The following is an 18,561-nucleotide window of genomic DNA, read 5'->3' on the forward strand; positions in this document are numbered from 1 at the left end:
TTGGATAAATCCATAACGGCATCGTCAATTTCGTCATCTCTTGAAGTGTCGTTGCAAATAACCGATATCAACATTTCTTTATCTGTCTTCACCGCTGTCATTCCTTTCAAAATTATACCGATTTAATGTTGCTCTAAACTGCCCGTTAGCTGAACAAAGGCAGCCGATCCACTGATCGATTGCCTTTGTGTCGTTATTGAGCTATCGTGTCCCGTTAGCGTGATGACCTAGCCTGAGAATACTTTATCAAACACATCTTGAAGGAATATCGCTTAAACGGTCTAAATGTACCTAAAAAACAGTCTAGATAAGAGAATAAACTGTTTTTTTGATGAAGAGGCATCGGCGTATGCCCATTATGTTCGCAGGAAATTGTTATCCCAACACTAACTCAAAACGAGCAAAAATATCTTCTTCATACCACATCGTGAAATTAGTTCCCCATGTTGTGTTCAATAGTGTAAACGTAAATTTATTGTTGTCTTGATGGTATTTGTTGTTATAACTTAGATTGTTATTTGTTCCGATTCCCAAAAGAGGGGCATCCATAGGTTTAATATTGATTTTTTTATCGCTGCCATCGTAAATTAACTCTTCAATCATGTGTTGCAACTTATTTCCGTGACCTACCACTTCAAAAGGTGAAATAACGGTATCAATTTTACGAATCTTAGTTAAGTACGGCGAATTCAAACGTGGTGTAATGTCAAAAGAATAAATTTCTGGATAACGAATTGCATCTTTATCCTTTAATAATAGTGCAATTTCAACTTTATCTCCAAATTGATATTTAACCTTTACAACTCTTGGAGCACCATACCCCTCCACAGCTCTTTGGCTATACTTTAAAGTTGCAATAATCGAATCATTTTCCATAACTAATTTCACAACATGTGGTGTGAAATTTTCATTCAATTGAATTCGTTTTTGAATTTCCATTCCTGGCTTTAAGAAGTCAATTGCCCACCAATTATGTTGTAATTCACGCAAATAGTTGTAACGTAGGTTATCATAGTCATTTTGCCCAGCAATTGTATAGCTCAGAACCCCGAGTTTGTTGTCCTGATCAAAGTAAAGTGTTCCATCCTTTTCTAAGTGGTTAATTGAACCATCGCTAGCAAACATAACTTGATACCCGTTTACCGAAATCAATTCTTCCAAACCACATTCAATACCTTGGTTTTCAAAGATATGATATGGAACTTCGATAAGTTTTTTAATGTTATTTTGATCTTTAGGCTCCAAACAAGCTATTGCACGATCAACGTTCTTGCGTTGTTCTTTCCATGAAGACTCATAAAATTTGTACGAACGATCAGTCCACTCATTATAAGTGAATTGCATTTCGCCAACAGTTGCATCTTTAACAATTCCATAAGCGTAGGTTAAATCAAGATCCGTAATTTGGTCTAAACTACGCGCTCGTTGGAAGTCTTTCTTTTCATAATTCATATAGTCACTGAAATAGCGTTTGATATCCATTCCCCAAGTATGCTCTGGAACTAACATCGCATAGAAATTAGCATCATCATTTTCTATTTTGTTATCAAACATGTAATTAGTTAAAATCCGATAATCACGAATGATTTTCGGATCAGACATCATTCCATGAATCCATGTGTCCCCAATCTCCTCTGTAATAACTGGCAGTTGGTCACGTACTTCCCAAATTTCATTTGCAAACTGATCCATTGAAGTCATTTCAAGCTCATAGTCTGGATACTCATTTGCCATTTTTGACAAAAAGACGTTAATTTTCTCTTTTGTTCCTGGACCACTATTATCATGAGTATGCATAAATGCCAGCTTGTTATCTATGCAATCAATTCCGATTACGCCACCATAGTCGTCTGAATAAGAGACAATTATCTCACTTTCGCCATTCTTCCATAGAAATGTATCTGGAACTTCTGGAATTGAGCTCGAGCCATTTACACCAATGTGTAGGAATTTAATTCCTTGACGATATAACTCATCAACAATCCCGATAGTATGTCCTGGGACGTCAGTCATCTTTGCGCTTGTTGTTTTGTATCCATAACGAGCATCTAACTTCTTTGAGATTGAAGTCATGTAATGTAAAGTTTGAGGCGTCATAGTTTCAGATTCAAACGTACACGGGATTGCGTGCCAGCGAATGTAACCTTTCTTTATGGCGTCGTCTAGCTTTTTACAAGCTTCTTCATCCATGTTTTTGAAGTAATATTCAATAATAAAGCTACCTGTTGTCCAAACAAAGTCTTTGCCCTCTTTTCTTAAGTCTTCAGCTAAAGTGATTGCGTTTTGAATGTAATCATGGCAATACTTGTGCAAGACATTTTCTGCTAAATCGGTAAAACCAATGTCAAAATGAGTTTTGTTTACCACATAGATTTTTTTCATTTCTATAATCACACCTTTCTTAGTCATAATACGTCGTGAAATAATTGCTTTCAGGCTTTTACTCCACTTTTGTTTTTACAAGGTTCGGCCATTCCAATTCGGACTCTGAATCATGATCTCTCATAAAAAAACTCTTAATAATTAACTATTGGTATTTCACTTAACATCTCCGCATATTGCGGGGTATTCCAAGTAATAATAGTTCATTCCATACGTCTAGTATTTATTTTATAAAGACACATCTTTATAAAATCCTGACATTTTAATGTGTCTACCACCTGTTTCATACGATAAAATCTGATAAAACCAAATCAATCGGGAAAAAGTCATTAATACTCTAATTTAATTGTTTAATTAAACTGCCCTTTCGTTGAATAGCAACGGATTCTAAAGTTGATCCGTCGCCATTACAAACTAAAAGTATCGTCGATAAAGTTCTCTCCGACGTTCGCCGCGGAGTTGTGCGTAGACTTGAGTGGTTGATGCCTTCTCATGACCGAGCATTCCTTGAATGAAATCTTATGGAGCACCATTATCAAGGAGTTGGCATGCATAAGTATGTCGAAAACGATGCGGGTACACGTTCACTTCAAGTTCTCCCCGATCTGCAAGCCGTTTTATTACCAGATCATGATGTTACAAATATCCGGATTAAGTGCCTGGATATCACCCAACATACAGATAACTTGTTGCTTATTTAAATAATTTTTATAATCGGAGTTCCCTTGGAAGTATTTTAAAGTTTCAATAACATTTTGATTAACAGATACGACCTGTATTGAATTCGCAATATGAGCAAAGTATTCATCCATCAACAACGCAGTTTGACCCAATACTTTGGAGGAGTGTGTTCTCATATCCGCTTCCATGGGCGTGGAAGATTTAACATAGGAAAAGTAACCTAATGTGCTTAAAGAGACGACCAGCAGAATGGATCTCAACCATTCCATAATCATCCTTCCCATTTAGAATAACTCCGGAAAAGGAAGAATGACTGAGAAAGGTTCGGCTGATTATCGGAATTTTGAACAACAAAATAAAAAAACCTCCTTTCTCTTCCAAGGAGGTTAACAATCTACGTATACTTCACAACAGCTAAATAACTTAAAATCACCGCTTCGCCTTATAAAACTCATGATAAAGCTTCATGAGTGCCCTCTTCTCTATCCGCGACACATAACTCCGTGAGATACCAAGCTCCTCCTTCGCAATCTCCCTCTGCGTCCTCTCTTCTCCACCTGTATCAAGTCCAAATCGCCCAACGACAACTTCTTTTTCCCGATCATCCAAAATATCAAGATTACGATAAATCTTGCTCTTCTCAATCTTAAGATCGACCTCTTTAATGACATCATCTGCTTCGGAACCAAGGATATCGATGAGTGTAATTCCGTTCCCTTCCTTGTCTGTCCCAATTGGATCGTGCAGAGATACATCTTTACGGGTCTTCTTTAGTGATCTAAGGTGCACTAGGATTTCGTTTTCAATACAACGAGCAGCAAAAGTGGTCAGCTTTGTCCCTTTGTTCGGGCGGTAGCTCTCGATAGCCTTGATCAGGCCGATGGTGCCGATGGAGATCAGATCCTCCATGTCTTCTCCAGTATTATCGAATTTTTTGAGGTTATGGACACGATACGATGTAAACTGGAATGAAATAAACTTACTACTACTATAAACAGATTGCATTATTTTTACAGGTTTGTATCTTACAATTTTAAAAGGGAAGAGTAAAGAAATGGTGGTATCTGACCATAATCGACCTGTTATTCGTAACGCTATTACGTTATTTAGGATATAAAACCAAGCATTTCTTGTGCGTACAAATAAAATCCAAAAATCCTTGTAACGGTATTATTAGATGTGTTATTGGTAAAATGATGGGTTCAATAGACACTTGGTACCCCCATCAAAAAAAGAACCACATAGAACAAAGCCAGCTCCTACAATAACTTGAATTTTAGTTTCCCCTTTAGTTCCAATACTTTTTCCCAAATCCGTAATAACTTTATAAGAGTTTGGTTGATTATTAGGTAAGAATTGTGAATTAGAGTATTTAAACCCTTCTTTTACCATATTGTTCACATCGTCAACACTATCTGTTGCAAATTCCCTATAGTTTCCCCCAGCACTCTGAAGATGTTGTTGGAAACTTTGAAGCTATCCACATTATCCTCTGCCTTAACTGATGCTGCAGATGCTTCCTTCAAAACAAATTCACCCGCCCCCTTAGTACTATTCAGTTGACTATTTACTTCCGCTTTAAACTTATTAGAGGAGTTAGAACCATCCAGCGGTACCTTTACATTATTAGGTTTAACTGCTGTGCTTTGAGTTTAACAATTTTAAAGTCTTTAAATATCCATTTTGGAACTGTATACGCGCCTCCACCAGCACTCCCACTTTTCCCACCCATTCCATGCATATTTCCGGTTGAATCGGTATATATAAGTGGATTATTGATCACATACTTTGAATTTTTTGAGGTTGTGGATACGATGGGGGATAGAAAAAGCCGAACGAAAATCAGGAGTGGATACCTGGATTTCACTCGACTCAATACTTACTAACTAAGGTATATTTAAGATAAAATTAACGGCAGTGCATCACAAAGATTGTCATATTCTTTCAAGCATAAGGACTGCACTCCACTCTTTCTGATGTTTCCTCCATTGATTCCAATAGCTGAAAAACCAGCCAGCCTGATCGATACAACCCCGGCTGATGAATCTTCAAATCCTAATACATGTCCCTTGTCTTCTTCAGTTAGACCAAGTCCAACTCTTGCAGTTTCAGAATACAGCCATGGATGAGGTTTTGGGGCGAGCTCTCCCATCGTTCCTACTTGCCCTTTTACTAATGCTTGCCCTGCTGTAATGATCGCATCATAAAAATCTAGCGGATCTCCCATTCCCAGCGTTTTGAAGGCAGATATGATCTCAGGCATCGCCTTATTATATAGACCTGAAGTGACTAAACCTATTTTGATGTTTTTGGCTTTCAACTCATATAAGAAATCTTTAAGTCCAGGAGCAGGTGTGAATGCATCTGTCTTCCCCCTGCCATGCAGTATCTCATTCATTTCATATTCTGTTATTGCAAAGTAGTGCTTTCTTGCCTCTTCTACTGTCTGATTAGGGTAATATTTGTCTATACAGTATTGTAAATGCTCGGATACCGAATGCCCCGAAACATGCGGTTCATCACTAGCTTCTAATGTAAATTTAGCATTTTTGGTAAGTCTCGATACAGTCTGCTCTATAATCCACATCCAAAAACTTTCACTATGCACACTTGTACCATCTAAGTCCATCAGTATAGCTTTTGCATTTCCTTCATAATTCGGTTTATATACTGGATATATGGCTGGATACCCCATTGCAGATTTTACATAACATAAGGTTTTATCTTCAAATAAAATAAATTCTACTTTTTTGTCAAGAGGAGTTAAAATTTCTTTAACTCCGTCTTTTCCAAGTTGAAATAGTCCATCTCCGCCAGTTTCAAGATTGATAAACCCAATTAGTTCATCTTTCATATTATATTGTTGCAGCATTGTAATTTCCTTTCTATCTATCAGATTTTAAACTTTACGCTAGATCTAACTTCAGAGTTACGATCTTATTAGGCTTGATATTAAGTTCTACAGAGTTATCAATAATATTTAAATTTGAAGCGGCCATTTCTTCCTCATTCAGATTCGTCATGCACACGTTTTGTACATCACATCCAAAAATAATACTTCCACTTTGCTCAGTAGGATATGGGTTAAATACACGTACAATGATGCTGTTGCTATTCTCAGCCTTTTTGATACAGGATACGCTTAACTTACCTGTTACTTGATAGAAGCTATGTTTAGGCGGCAGGATTCCTTCTGATTTCTCGACTAGCATCGCTGGAACACATGTCTGAACAGGCTTTAATGGAATATTGAAGCAATCCGCCATTTCACTTAGATCACTATTTTCCCAACTTGAATTCATAGGGCAAATCGCATAGTTGCACACCAGCTTTTGTTGCAATTGTCCACCTTCTTGATTTGGGAAAACCCCTGCGCTTCTCCATTCAGTACAGATAATATTTTTCACAGCTCTAAACAGCGTCATGGACAGCGTTGCATCTCCACCTTTATGTTCACATTCCGGCGTTACACTGTATTCTCCTAAGCAATCGGTAACAATTCCAAAGCCCTTATGATCATCTGCTATGCTCACAAAGTTCTGCAATGGTTGGGTTAGTAATTCATTATAATAGTGACCTCTGTCATCCTTAAGCGGTGTAACATCTCTGTTATCTACTGTAAAATGCCCTTGCGCATCAACAGATCTCGCTTCGATTCCTGTATCAAACAGAACACTCATACGATGGTCTTTACAGTTATTATCGATCTCAACCTTAACTTCTACATTTTTAGCATCTTTCTTTAATGTATAATAAGTCGTTATGGTCAAATGCTCTGTTTGTTCAGAACGCTCACTCTTGCCTCTTACATAGTTGTCCGGACGATAGGCATATTTAGGTAGCTCCATGGTAAGCTTAACCCCAATAGTAGCTGCAAGATTGCCGTTCTCCATTAAGAAAATGCTGGCATTACAGCCTTTGCTGTTATACGTCTGATTATGATATGGAGGATAGTACATCCAATAATCCCCTACATCTCCCGTACTTTCAAAGTAATTGAGATTATCGAAGCAGTTTCCATTTTCTTTATCCAGAATAGAAATGGTTCCGTTCGGATTCACTTCAACCTTGATGAATTCATTTTGCATACATGTAGAAGATATAGCTATCTCTTTCCCATCCGTTGTTCTAGTCTTCGCCCAAAATTCTGTTTTTCGGTTAAACTTTACTTTATTGCATAATTTATAAACCTTATAACCGCCGGCTGGTATTTCTCCAGTCTCAAATACTACACCATGACGATCAGAGTAATAAGGGAACGGCCTTGTCTGAAGTTGTACCACTGGGGACGTTACCTCTGTTCTGGATATATGCTGCAACTCACATACATTTCCATCACAGTCCACAATGTCAAACTCCCATATATTTTGAACTTGCGGGGTATCAATATAGGCCTTTACCATTTCATTTCTTGGCTTTGCATATGGATTGAACACTACAAGTATTATATCCTCGCGATTATATTGTGACAGATCAATATGTCTGATCAGATCCTGACAGCTTTTATTGGATATCGCATTTGATATTTCCAAAGCTTGGTTTAATCGATAGAGTACATCGTCTACCGTTTTATCCTGGGTTACTCCATTTATGGAGTCATGCGCATGGGATAATAACATGTAATCTAAAGCTAATTGCAAGAATGACTCATCATACTTGCCACCTGCCATCATATTAACTACTGATAAAGGCTCCGCCTGATTAAACAAGCTGTTTTGAACCTTTTTATTAAGTGTTTTGATATGTGATCTTGTCATTAGAGCATTCCCAGACAACGAGGTTGTTGGTCCGTCTCTCATTTCACCGTGGATCTCAATCAACTCATCCAAGCTGAGCTTTTCTTTAAGAATTTCAACATATTCCCCCAATGAGGAGCTCTTAAACTCGATGTCATCAAATTGTTCATTGATTGCCTCGATCAGATTCATTAATTGAGGCTGAGCAGTTGTAGAATCAGTACCATCCATCATCGCTCTGTCATCTGGCATAAGAGTGTCCTTCATACCGTTCCATGACTTAGTAACTGCTTCTTTTATAACCTCTGAGTGTATTTTTTCTGTATCCTCAATCTTGAAATAGTCTTGTATATAGTTCTCGCTATCCGCCTGATGATAGACTTGACCATAATTCCCCATGTCAAAATTGTAGTCATCCGACTTGTAAGCTACACCGTTCATAATATGAATATAGGCATTCATAAAAAAGTTGGCTCTTGCATCTTCACCTAATCTTGTTGCATAGACGCTTGTGCCATCCTTGCCTGTCCACTTGAACTCACTGTTTGGAGCTCGCTTCTTGTCTACATTCTTGGACACGATAACTGTATCTATTCCAAAGCCCTTATAGATCTGTGGAAGCTGTGATGGCTGTCCCCATCCGAAGGACTCATAGCCAATATCCAAACAATTCCCTAGTTTTTCTGCTTCTCTTCTTCCTTTTAGAAGGTTACGTACAATGGATTCTCCACTTATTGGATATAGATCCGGTAAAGTATACCAAGGACCTACATCTATTCTTCCATCCTTAATCAATTTGACAAGCTTATCTCTGTTTTCTGGCCTTACCTCTACGTAATCCAAAATAGGAATAACCTGACCGTCTAGAAGAAATTTTTTGTAATCCGGGTTATTTTCTAAGGTCTCAATTAATTCATCCATTAGCTTTACAAGGTATAATCTATTTTCCCATATAGGGTAACGCCATTCTCGATCCCAATGTGTATGGGGGATGATATATCCTGTCTTTGTTTTGTTCATGGTTTCTATCCCTTCCTTTATGAACTTTATCCTGAGTTACTTGCATTGTAGCCGTGCTGATCTCAGATCAGCAATCTCAAAAACTGAACTATTTGATGTTTTTTGCTTTTTCTACAACTTTAATTTTTGTGCTGTAACTCCTATTTTTAATAATTTCTCTAAAAAGTCTCTTTTGTAGTAATCTCCACAGGTTAAAATGTAAACAGCCCCGTTTCTATTAGGAAAAGGGGCTGTTTGGCTATTTCTCACATTTTCACACTAGGGGTTCAGTAAGCTAGCGATCTTAGTTGCTTTTTGTAAAAGCAAATACTTCAACGCCAATGTTCTCTCCTATCAAGTTTGGCATTGCGCTTGTTAACCAAGTCTCTATTTCAGTACCTTGTTTCTGATAGGATATAGTAACTTCATTTTTTTGTGGCGCGATCATCACTACGGATACCTTAGCATTAACGCCTGTTCCTTCCGTAAATTGAACTACCAGATACTTACCCGTTAAATCCTTACCTTTGTCTCCACCAATCGTAATATCACGAGTATAGCCAGCTCCACCTGCAGTCTCATTACCAATTGCAAGTGTATATCCGCTTTCTGCACCAGGTGTATATTTAGGAATCTCCATCTTTAATACTTCACTCACAACAGCAGCGTTTTTAACCACAATATAAATATCTTTGGCAGTTACGGTTTTTAAGCCTTCTATACTAATTAGCACTAGTCCTTTTTTACATGGAGCACCGGCCTTACTAGTATCAATTACTGGCATTTTAGCTCCGCTTTCAACGACTTGATAATAATATTGTCCGTCTTTACTTGTGTTAAAGGAAACGGAAGCTGTCGTCTCGGTTAAACGATTAGCGGTACCTGCCGTTAGTATTGGTTTAGGATCATTATTGTCCTGTACCTCTACTACTTGCAAAAGTTCTCCTGCATACCCTTCTGCTGTGCCAACTGCAATAATCGTTCCTTCTTGTGCATATAAGGAAGTATCCAATTGTGCAAAAGTCAGTGGCAGCTCTCTCGTGTCGTTCAGATACTGTGCCTTAACTTTAGCCGCCAATTCTGGTGCTACACCAGCGAGAGTAGTAACATTACTTAGCTTTTCGATGGATTGAATACCATCAACTGTTACATTAACACTAAATGTGCTTGATGGTCCTTTTAGATCTGCAAGCTGACCCTTTACTGTAAATGTACCTGGTGTTTTATACAATGATGGATTCACTGTATCCCAATTCACTTTGGCAACCTGAGTATTACCATCTTTAAATGAAACTGTAACCTCTCTTGATAAATTTGGAGCATGATCAACAGTTGTTGATACATTCTCCTCTATACCTTCTATGGAAGCAATCTCATAATCCTTATTCATATAAATGGTATAGTCTTTACTTCCCGCTAAAGTAACTTCTGACAATATCAGAGCATTCTTACCCTTAACTAATTGAATCGGTGAAATAGATGCACTGCCATCTACAAATGGAATCTCTTCACCATTCAGCTGCAATTTAATTTCTACACCATTAATTACGATAGAAGGTTTCTTGATTGTAATAGGCTCATCAGCATTAGTTATAGTGGCGAAATAAGTATAATAATTAGGATTAAAGTCGCCCTTTAATACCGCATTGCCTAAACCAAGATCTTTCTCATAAGTCACGTATTGAGGATTGGATATGATCTCAATATCGTCCAGGTAAACAGTTGAATTAATTCCTCCAAAGCCAACTCCACCTGATTTAAACTGACCATCATCAGCCGATATCATTTTTTGTCCATCCAATACGAAACCAACTTTGCCATCAAAGGTTTGAATCTGCAAATCATGCCATTCATTCGCATTAAATCCTTCTGGTACGCTTGCTTTACCTAATGATGCATCTCCACCTACAGTATGTTTCGAGATTTCAAAATACGGCGTACCAGCTTCAAAACCTGTAGTTCCATTTTTATTTCTTCTATAAATTACTTGATAAGATTCTGGTGCTTTACCAGGGGCTAGACCTTTATTGTTTGCCATTACATAAATCGTAAAGTTATCATAGACACCACCCAGAACATTTGTTGTACCCCAGCCTTCAAATTTCCATTTCATATTGACCAGGTAATTATTCCAAGGGGCATTCAACTCATAGAAATCATTGCCGTCTCTAATCTCATCCTTTAAATAATAATTTTTTTCGATATCATCATATACAACACTTGTTACAGATGGATTGCTGCCTATTTTTGTAAAAACAGGTACATTTCCATCTTCTAAATTCAGCATAAGCTGTTGCTTATTAATCTCTGATCCATCATATGCTGGAGGTGCTGGTATATTCGATGGAGGAATTGGCATGGTTGCTGGAACCCCGCCGAACACATACAGCTCATCGTAGAAAGCTTGTCCTTTGCCATCATCCGAACCAAAAGAGATATAATCAAATCCTGCAGTATTTAAAGTTTTGACTAATTGATTATCAATATAGAGCTTTACATCGGTTCCTGATGTATAGTCAAACGTTAGCTCATGCCAACCAAACGTTCTAGTCATGTTCGTCGTTTCCTTTTGATTTCCCGTTTGGATTATATAATTACCTGTAGTATCATAATCCAAACCCATGCCAATAATGTTCTCCCCGTCATCAACTCGTGCAATGGATGTAACCCTAGCCGAATTCTGATGCCCTGAATCATACGCTGCCAAATTAAGATTCTGTCTGTCAAACATCTTAACAGTAACGACTTTGTTCAGCATTTCAGGGAAATTCTTATATACCCCAGTTTTATCTAACAGTTCCAGACTTTGTTTGCCGTTAATAGGTCTTTCAGACATAAATTCTGTTGAAATTTTTGGCTGACCGTTAAGATATGACCAAGTAGAATCATCGAATCCATTTTCAAAATTCTCCTTAAAATAAACATCTTCAGGTTCTGTAATCAGATCTCTGTCTGTCAGGTATTGTTCAGGATAATCTGAAGTTACTCCAATTTTGTCATACTCCATCTTGGAGTCGTCAAAATCCTTAATATGATTTCTAAGTGTCCCATAATTCACATTTGTATTATTAAACTTTATATCATCGCCATATTGAAGAATCGTATTCACTTCAATATTAAAGTTCATTGGATTCGTTGCTTTTACATTATTTAACTCTAAACCTGAGGCGCCCATATCCAAGTTCATATCATTAGGCCCAAAATCAGTCATGGTAGGATTTGCCCCTGTGTTATCAATAATAACTTGGTTTAAGTAATTAGGTTTGTAATTCGAACCCTTATACAAATAACATGCAAAGAAAGCTCCGTCATCCCCACCATCTTGTTGCGCATCATGCAAATATACATATTCAATTGTATTATGGTGAGTGTACATATCTGTCATAATATTGAAATTTTTATCACCATTCGGGAAAGCTCCATTTGGGTTACGACTATGTCCGGCAGTTAGAAAAATCCCTCTTCTTGGTGAATTATAGATTTCTACATGAGATATCGTATTATAGCTTGACTGCTGAATCGTAATCCCAGTGGCCTGACCAATAAGCTCACCAATATCATGAACAATGATATTCGATATTGTATTATCTCTGCTATAGCCATCCCCGTTTTTATCTCCTGCTACACCAGGGTAGCCGCCGTCTACAGTTATACCACCATGACCTGTATATTCAATAAGGCTATCCTTGATCACAGTATTTTGATTGGCTAAATAAAGATTAATTCCAAACATACCTGAATTTTTAATGTGTGCTTTGGAAATCGTGATATTTTTCGTATTCGTCAGTGTAATCACACCATATTGGAACTCTATTCTTTCAGTTTGCTCGGCATAGGATGGTTGTGTACTTCCTTTAGCTTCCTCAGGATAGAAACCTAAACCCGCTCCTGCATCTCCCCAGTTCCAACCATATGCATACCAATCCGTCGTATTGGTATCCTTCAATTGCAAGCCGCTGAATTCAATATTTGAAACCATATGATCCTTATCTGAGCCTTCGACACGGATCACTTCTTTGACTTTAGGGATAATAAATTCATTTTCATTTATATTCCCTTCTGGATAATAATACAAATCACCCGTCGTTTTATTGAAATAATATTCACCTGGAGCATCCAAGAAGCCTAGATTTCCCTGTACAAAATATCTTGCATCTGAACCTGTATTATATTTAGGTCTATACATTTCTGGTTTGCCTGAAACGGTTTTGTATACAAGCTTGCGACTTGCAGTATCAATCGCAGAAACTGGAATAGTATCCGTCATCCAATCCCAGTATCCACCATCCCACATATATACAGAGGCATCCAAGTCCCCTCGCGCTTGGGCGTTTACGATCCCGTTAATTGATTCTTGATCAAGATCACCATTTTTATAAATCAAGTCACCAATTCCACCGCCTGCACTTCTCATATAAGGTGTTAGAGCAGCTGGAAAATCTTTGTACTTATTTAAATTTTGAGTACGTGCTAATGTTGCACGTCTATCATTTACATAAAGAGTATCAAAAATCACATCAGTACCAACGTTAGTTTTATAAACCTTACCTGCTGCTGCAGCTGGTAAGTCAGCATCAGCACCGGTTTTTCCAACTACTTGCCAATCTGTATCAACAGGCTTACCACCGATAATTTCAGCACTAGCCAAATCATCTAAATTTCTATAGATAATCTTATGACCATTCGTACCAGAGTCGTTTTCATTGAAAGTAATTGTTTCATCAAGATAATATTTACCTTCTGAAATAAATACGTAAATATCACCTGTCATGTTCTGATTAATTTTTCGAACCGCATCTCTTGCGGCTTGTAAAGTTGCAAATGGCTTATCATATGAACCTTTATTTTCATCTTTTCCATCTGGTGACACAAAGAATTGCGCTTGTATTTTGTTCAGAGAGTTATCTTCGCTTTCTGCTGCTTGAACACTATAAGTAGGGACAAATAATGAAGTGCATATCATTATAAATGCAATCATGGAACTAAAGATTTTTTTCTTATTCATAATTGTATAATCATTCCCTTCATTTACATATTATAATGTTTGAGATGTTAATAGGGTTTATCTGTTATACAACTTATACAAGATTACGGCAGCCTCAGCTCTAGTTGTCTTGCCAGTTGGATTGATCTTGCTGCCATCTCCTGTAATTATTCCTTCTTTAATTAAGGTTGCTACACTATTTCGCGCATAACTTGCGATCTTGTCTGCATCATTAAATCTTTGAAGATCCTTGTTGCTTCCTTCTACACCTGGTTTACCCGCCATTTGAGATGCTTTCTCTACCATTACCATCATGTCTTGTCTACTAATTTGCGCACTTGGTTCAAATTTATTGTTTCCTAAACCAGATGTTATACCTAGTGCTTTGGCTATAGCGACTTCGTTATAGTAATGATCATTTGCTGCAATATCATCAAAGTTCCCATTGATATCTGCTTCAAGTCCTAATGTATTTACTAGCAGCTTCAAGAAGTCTGCTCTCGTAATACTCTTTTGAGGAGAATAGGTTGTTTCACTTGTTCCTATTATGATATTTTTGGAAGCGAGTACAGATATCTGTTTTTCTGCCCATTTATGCTTGGCGGTGTCTTCAAACGTTTTCTTTACAAAACCTATCGCATAAGTTCCATTCGCCAAGCCATTTACAGTAACTTTGCCTGTTTCTTTGTTATATCTGCCATTTGAAACGATGGTCAAGCTGCCATCCTTAGCTACTTGATATACGACGATATGTTCATAATCTACAGCTTCATTTCCTACAGGCTTGTAAGCAATGGCGATCTGAATATCCGCATTTACAGGCTTGCCTTCTTGTAAGATTGAGACATGAACACCTACTCTGTTGCCTATCGTTTCGCTTGCTATTGATGTAAGTCTACTCTTATCAATTGGACTTATGACGACATTTACTTTACTATTGATATCTTTTGCTAAGGATTTAATTGTGTCATTGGTTAAGACAATATCACCAAAGCCAGTACTTACTGTGACATCCATCTTTCCAGTCTTTGCTGCTATTTTCCCTACAGGGATCGTTACCGTATTTTGCTTCGCATTATCCATAGTTCCTATTTTTATGGTGAGTTGCTTTACTCCAAAATCATCTGTTGCAGCACTATCAATCGCCGATTCTACATGGTTAATGTTAATTTCAACACTTACATTTCCGTCCTTATCAGGCTTTACATGATCATAAGAAATGCAACCATCTTTAATGGTAGGCTCTTGGCTCAGATTTGGGACAGGCTTTGGCGTTGGTGTTGGTGTTGGTGTTGGTGCTGTTGGTGTTGGCGTTGGTGTTGGTGTTGGTGTTGGTGTTGGATCTGGTTTTGGATCAACCTTTCCAGTCAACGTTGCTGATGAAACCAATGTACCATCCATTCCATTCACATATACAATATGCTCTTCTACCTTTTCCAAAGCACCTGTCGTAATCGAACCTGAAATGGTACCATTCGCATTTGCTTGAACCTGTCCCATCGCTTTAAGGGTGTCATTTACTTTATCAACTACTCTTACCATATAATCCTTACTTGCTTCATATCCTTTACCATCTATAGCAACAACGCCCTTATTATAAGTTGCTTTTAGATTAGTAGAAGCTGCTAAACAATTTACAGGCAATATTGCTATACATAGTATTACTGCAAATATTACGGAGATTCGTTTACGCATACTCTATCCTCCCGATGTTTCATTTCATTCAAAAATTCTTTATATTGAACTCGTATGTTTCGACTTAACTAAAAACACCTGTTGAACCCAACGATAGTGCATTTTCCCCTTCAATTTGTTCATTATCCGCAAAGGCCAGACCTGTAAAACCAGTTAGGAAAATACCAACAGTTAGTGAAGCGCTTACATTATTTCTCGCAGACATTTTTAAATGTTTCTTAGCGACTCCTCCATTTTTAAAAGTTAAAATAACTTCTACTACAACTTATTTTCCTATCTTTCAAGTATCAAGCTATGCTTCTTTGCAACAATAATCTTGTTCATGAATCCCCCCTAGGTTGTTAAAATGCTGCATTCTTTTGATATAAATCAACTCAGCTATTCAACAAAATATACAGCTGAGTTACTTGCATTGTAGTCGGCTTGCTCTCTAGCCAGCAATCTCAAAAAATGTACTATTTGATGTTTTTCTGCTTTTTCAAAACGAATAATATTCCCTGTACCTCATATTTTTAATATTTTCTCTAAGATCAGTCTAAACAAAAAAAGCCCGCGTCTCCAACGAAAGAGATAAGGGCCGTTAATCAAAAATTTAATTATAATGTACAAGCCTGAATTCAATCATCATCATCAACATCGTGTCCCAGATGCAGCCTGTATTCACTGAGAGACATGCCAAAATGCTTCTTGAATCGAGTATAAAAATAATTGTTCCTTTCAAGGCCAATCTTCTCTATAATCACCGACAAGGTCAGATTGGTGCTTCGCATATAATCATCCAACTTTTTCATTCGCAAATCAAAGATGTATTGTGCAATCGACTGCCCGTATGACGTTTTAAACAATCGACCTACATAATTCGGAGACATACGCAACTTTTCAGCAATTGAACTTAAACATAAGCCGGTATCGGAATATTCCTGTTCTACAATTCCGATAATGCGCTGAATTAAATAATCGTTATTGTTTGACGAGTTTTTTAACATCAATACCTTACTGCAGAGCTTTGTCAAAAAGGTATTCATTACATCATCGATATCCGTGCTCACTTCTGCATCTTGCAGATTGTGCAACAACTCCTGCAGAAATAGATCTTGATTATCCTTTATGGCAGGCATCTTGCTAAGTACACCGGAATAAAGACAATAAATCAAATGTATAATGCATGATATGATTTCATTGTAAGAACAATTATATAACTGCTTTTTGATAGATTGATATATGACAAAAACACCTTCAATATCTCCTTCAAGTACTTTTTCGATCAGCTGTTCTTCCTTCTTCACAGGTACATGGAAATCATCCATATTGATTTCATCCATCATATAAGGAGAAATAATGCATCCATGTCCATAACGGATCTTAAGTTGAATCGAACCCTTCATACTGTTATACATGCTAGGCAAATGTTCCATTCCCTTAAACAAGGTGCTGTACGTCATAGATAAAGATATACGAATAAATTGTTGCGTTTTACTTTGTACTTCGCGCAAATATCGCTCTATTTTTTCCTGCATTAACTTAAATTGCGTTACTTCTGCACAATCAACTAACACTACAAATTTATCAGAATCACAACTGAATATTTCACACGGAATTTCCTCCGCTATTTCTGCTGCAATATTCACAATGGCATAACGCAATGCCCAACGCTCTTCTTGACTATTCTCCGACCTAAATACACTGTAATTATCTATTTTGAATAGACACATACACAGCTGATTGGAGGCGATATAATCCAAGTCCAGATCATGAAGCTTCTCCTGAATGGTATTCATCGAATACGTTGAACTTTCACTTAACAGGGAATTTAGTAAATCTTGTTTGGCAGCATAGCCGGTTTCACGCATGAGTTTATCAAGCTGCAAATTTTGCTCCTTCATCGATTCAAATACCGATAGAATAACTTGAAATTCTTCCGTGTCAGACACGAGTGGATTGCTTTTTTCAGGAGCTTCCCCATTTATGATTTTCGTAATGGCTTGAATAGGATTGTTCAATCTGCGTGCCAAGAACAGGCAAATGACCGCGCAAAAAATAAATACAGCTGCTACGATCCCCGCCGACACGATTGATGCGGTGATTACATCCTTGAAAATTTTTTTGAAGGGTGTAACACCCATGATGTACCAGTTGTTTGCATTACTTTTACTGCTCGAAACAAGATAACTGATTCCGTCAATTTTTTGCACCTGATTCATGTTGCCGTCCAGTTCCTGCACTTTCCGACCTAATGTCCGCACTTCACTCATGTCATGAGCAAAATCCGGTGAGAGGGCCATGCTTAAAATAGAACCGCCTGTGTCAACCACAAAAAAAGATGTTTCAGGAACTGCATCACTACTGTTAATCGCCTGGATAGAGTTCGTAAGCGCTTTCGTTCGAATGTTGACAACGATAGCATTTTTTAGGCCAGATTCCGTATTCCCTGGTTCAAATAATATATATGAACACACATTTGCCGGTTGTGTTGCTTCATCAACAGATGCCACAATGGGTCGACCACGATACTCTTTTACAAATTTTTTGTCTGTTAACAACTTTGCAATGGCCTGATCTGAAAATGCAGACGATGACTTTAGTTCACCGGTGCGTGAGGAGTAATACAAATCCAACCCCGTATTGTAAAGATACACGCTATCGATGTCGTTCAGTGTCAGAAAGTGTTTGTCAATTACCCTGCTTGCTGCAATTGCAACACGCACATCATTCTCATCCATGTTTAAATAGGCGATGATATCTTTGTCGGTGTATAGAGCATTTCCAAATTTTTTGGCGGTCTCGTCGAGATAAGTGATACTGTAATTGGATTGAGCAATCAGTTTTTCGTTATAGCCGTTAATTAATGAAATCGTAGTACGTAAATAATTAAATGTCAAAAAAGTCGTAAGTAAAACAGTGATGATAATCGAGATAATCAAAAAAGAGAAAAAAGATTTGCGTAAAAAGCTCGTTCTACCTTTTTGTGTTTTATTTGAGAGCTTCATTAAGACCTCCAAGTGACAGCTTCCTAAGAAATATATTGATTATTATTATAGTGATAAATTGATTATACCTCAACGATTTATAACACTTTGTAGAAAT

General features: G+C 37.5%; 11 protein-coding genes. All 11 read right to left on the reverse strand.

Annotated features, from left to right (window positions below):
• Positions 1–375: 375 nt before the first annotated feature.
• The 11 genes from L1028_RS28000 to L1028_RS28045 all read right to left on the reverse strand — a co-directional run bounded on the left by L1028_RS28000 (position 376) and on the right by L1028_RS28045 (position 18,464).
• The gene (locus L1028_RS28000) at positions 376–2,409 is read right to left on the reverse strand and encodes a DUF5054 domain-containing protein (RefSeq protein WP_234541246.1); all 2,034 of its coding nucleotides are present in this window, start codon (positions 2,407–2,409) and stop codon (positions 376–378) included.
• A 593-nt stretch (positions 2,410–3,002) separates the two neighbouring features.
• Positions 3,003–3,332, reverse strand: coding sequence for a hypothetical protein (locus L1028_RS28005; RefSeq protein WP_234541247.1), 330 nt, complete (start codon positions 3,330–3,332; stop codon positions 3,003–3,005).
• A gap of 160 nt (positions 3,333–3,492) precedes the next feature.
• Entirely contained in the window at positions 3,493–4,068 is a 576-nt protein-coding gene (gene sigK / locus L1028_RS28010; RefSeq protein WP_234541248.1) for an RNA polymerase sporulation sigma factor SigK, read from the reverse strand.
• A 177-nt stretch (positions 4,069–4,245) separates the two neighbouring features.
• Positions 4,246–4,464 (reverse strand): hypothetical protein, encoded by a 219-nt coding sequence (locus L1028_RS28015; protein WP_234541249.1) that lies wholly within the window; start codon positions 4,462–4,464, stop codon positions 4,246–4,248.
• Positions 4,461–4,589, reverse strand: coding sequence for a hypothetical protein (locus L1028_RS31410; RefSeq protein WP_279306930.1), 129 nt, complete (start codon positions 4,587–4,589; stop codon positions 4,461–4,463). Before L1028_RS31410 ends, L1028_RS28015 begins: the two co-directional genes overlap by 4 nt.
• Positions 4,590–4,960: 371 nt before the next feature.
• Positions 4,961–5,917: an HAD family hydrolase gene (locus L1028_RS28020; RefSeq protein WP_234541250.1), complete on the reverse strand. Its 957-nt coding sequence runs from the start codon at positions 5,915–5,917 to the stop codon at positions 4,961–4,963.
• Between the two features lie 52 nt (positions 5,918–5,969).
• The gene (locus L1028_RS28025) at positions 5,970–8,819 is read right to left on the reverse strand and encodes a glycoside hydrolase family 38 N-terminal domain-containing protein (RefSeq protein WP_234541251.1); all 2,850 of its coding nucleotides are present in this window, start codon (positions 8,817–8,819) and stop codon (positions 5,970–5,972) included.
• A gap of 283 nt (positions 8,820–9,102) precedes the next feature.
• Complete coding sequence (locus L1028_RS28030; protein WP_234541253.1) at positions 9,103–13,803, reverse strand: Ig-like domain-containing protein; 4,701 nt, start codon at positions 13,801–13,803, stop codon at positions 9,103–9,105.
• 57 nt (positions 13,804–13,860) lie between these two features.
• On the reverse strand, positions 13,861–15,477 hold the full coding sequence (locus tag L1028_RS28035; RefSeq protein ID WP_234541255.1) for an S-layer homology domain-containing protein: 1,617 nt from the start codon (positions 15,475–15,477) through the stop codon (positions 13,861–13,863).
• A gap of 64 nt (positions 15,478–15,541) precedes the next feature.
• On the reverse strand, positions 15,542–15,682 hold the full coding sequence (locus L1028_RS28040; protein ID WP_234541256.1) for a hypothetical protein: 141 nt from the start codon (positions 15,680–15,682) through the stop codon (positions 15,542–15,544).
• A 412-nt stretch (positions 15,683–16,094) separates the two neighbouring features.
• Complete coding sequence (locus tag L1028_RS28045; RefSeq protein WP_234541258.1) at positions 16,095–18,464, reverse strand: AraC family transcriptional regulator; 2,370 nt, start codon at positions 18,462–18,464, stop codon at positions 16,095–16,097.
• Between the last annotated feature and the right edge of the window lie 97 nt (positions 18,465–18,561).

Origin of the sequence: Paenibacillus pseudetheri (genome assembly GCF_924513355.1) — a bacterium.
GTDB lineage: Bacteria > Bacillota > Bacilli > Paenibacillales > Paenibacillaceae > Paenibacillus_AQ > Paenibacillus_AQ pseudetheri.

What these genes read in the sequence shown, in the direction of transcription:
- L1028_RS28045 (WP_234541258.1), bottom strand. Translation starts at nt 18,464, where the DNA reads ATGAAGCTCTCAAATAAAACACAAAAAGGTAGAACGAGCTTTTTACGC.
- L1028_RS28025 (WP_234541251.1), bottom strand. Translation starts at nt 8,819, where the DNA reads ATGAACAAAACAAAGACAGGATATATCATCCCCCATACACATTGGGAT.
- sigK (WP_234541248.1), bottom strand. Translation starts at nt 4,068, where the DNA reads ATGCAATCTGTTTATAGTAGTAGTAAGTTTATTTCATTCCAGTTTACA.
- L1028_RS28030 (WP_234541253.1), bottom strand. Translation starts at nt 13,803, where the DNA reads ATGAATAAGAAAAAAATCTTTAGTTCCATGATTGCATTTATAATGATA.
- L1028_RS28005 (WP_234541247.1), bottom strand. Translation starts at nt 3,332, where the DNA reads ATGGAATGGTTGAGATCCATTCTGCTGGTCGTCTCTTTAAGCACATTA.
- L1028_RS28035 (WP_234541255.1), bottom strand. Translation starts at nt 15,477, where the DNA reads ATGCGTAAACGAATCTCCGTAATATTTGCAGTAATACTATGTATAGCA.
- L1028_RS28000 (WP_234541246.1), bottom strand. Translation starts at nt 2,409, where the DNA reads ATGACTAAGAAAGGTGTGATTATAGAAATGAAAAAAATCTATGTGGTA.
- L1028_RS28040 (WP_234541256.1), bottom strand. Translation starts at nt 15,682, where the DNA reads ATGTCTGCGAGAAATAATGTAAGCGCTTCACTAACTGTTGGTATTTTC.
- L1028_RS28020 (WP_234541250.1), bottom strand. Translation starts at nt 5,917, where the DNA reads ATGAAAGATGAACTAATTGGGTTTATCAATCTTGAAACTGGCGGAGAT.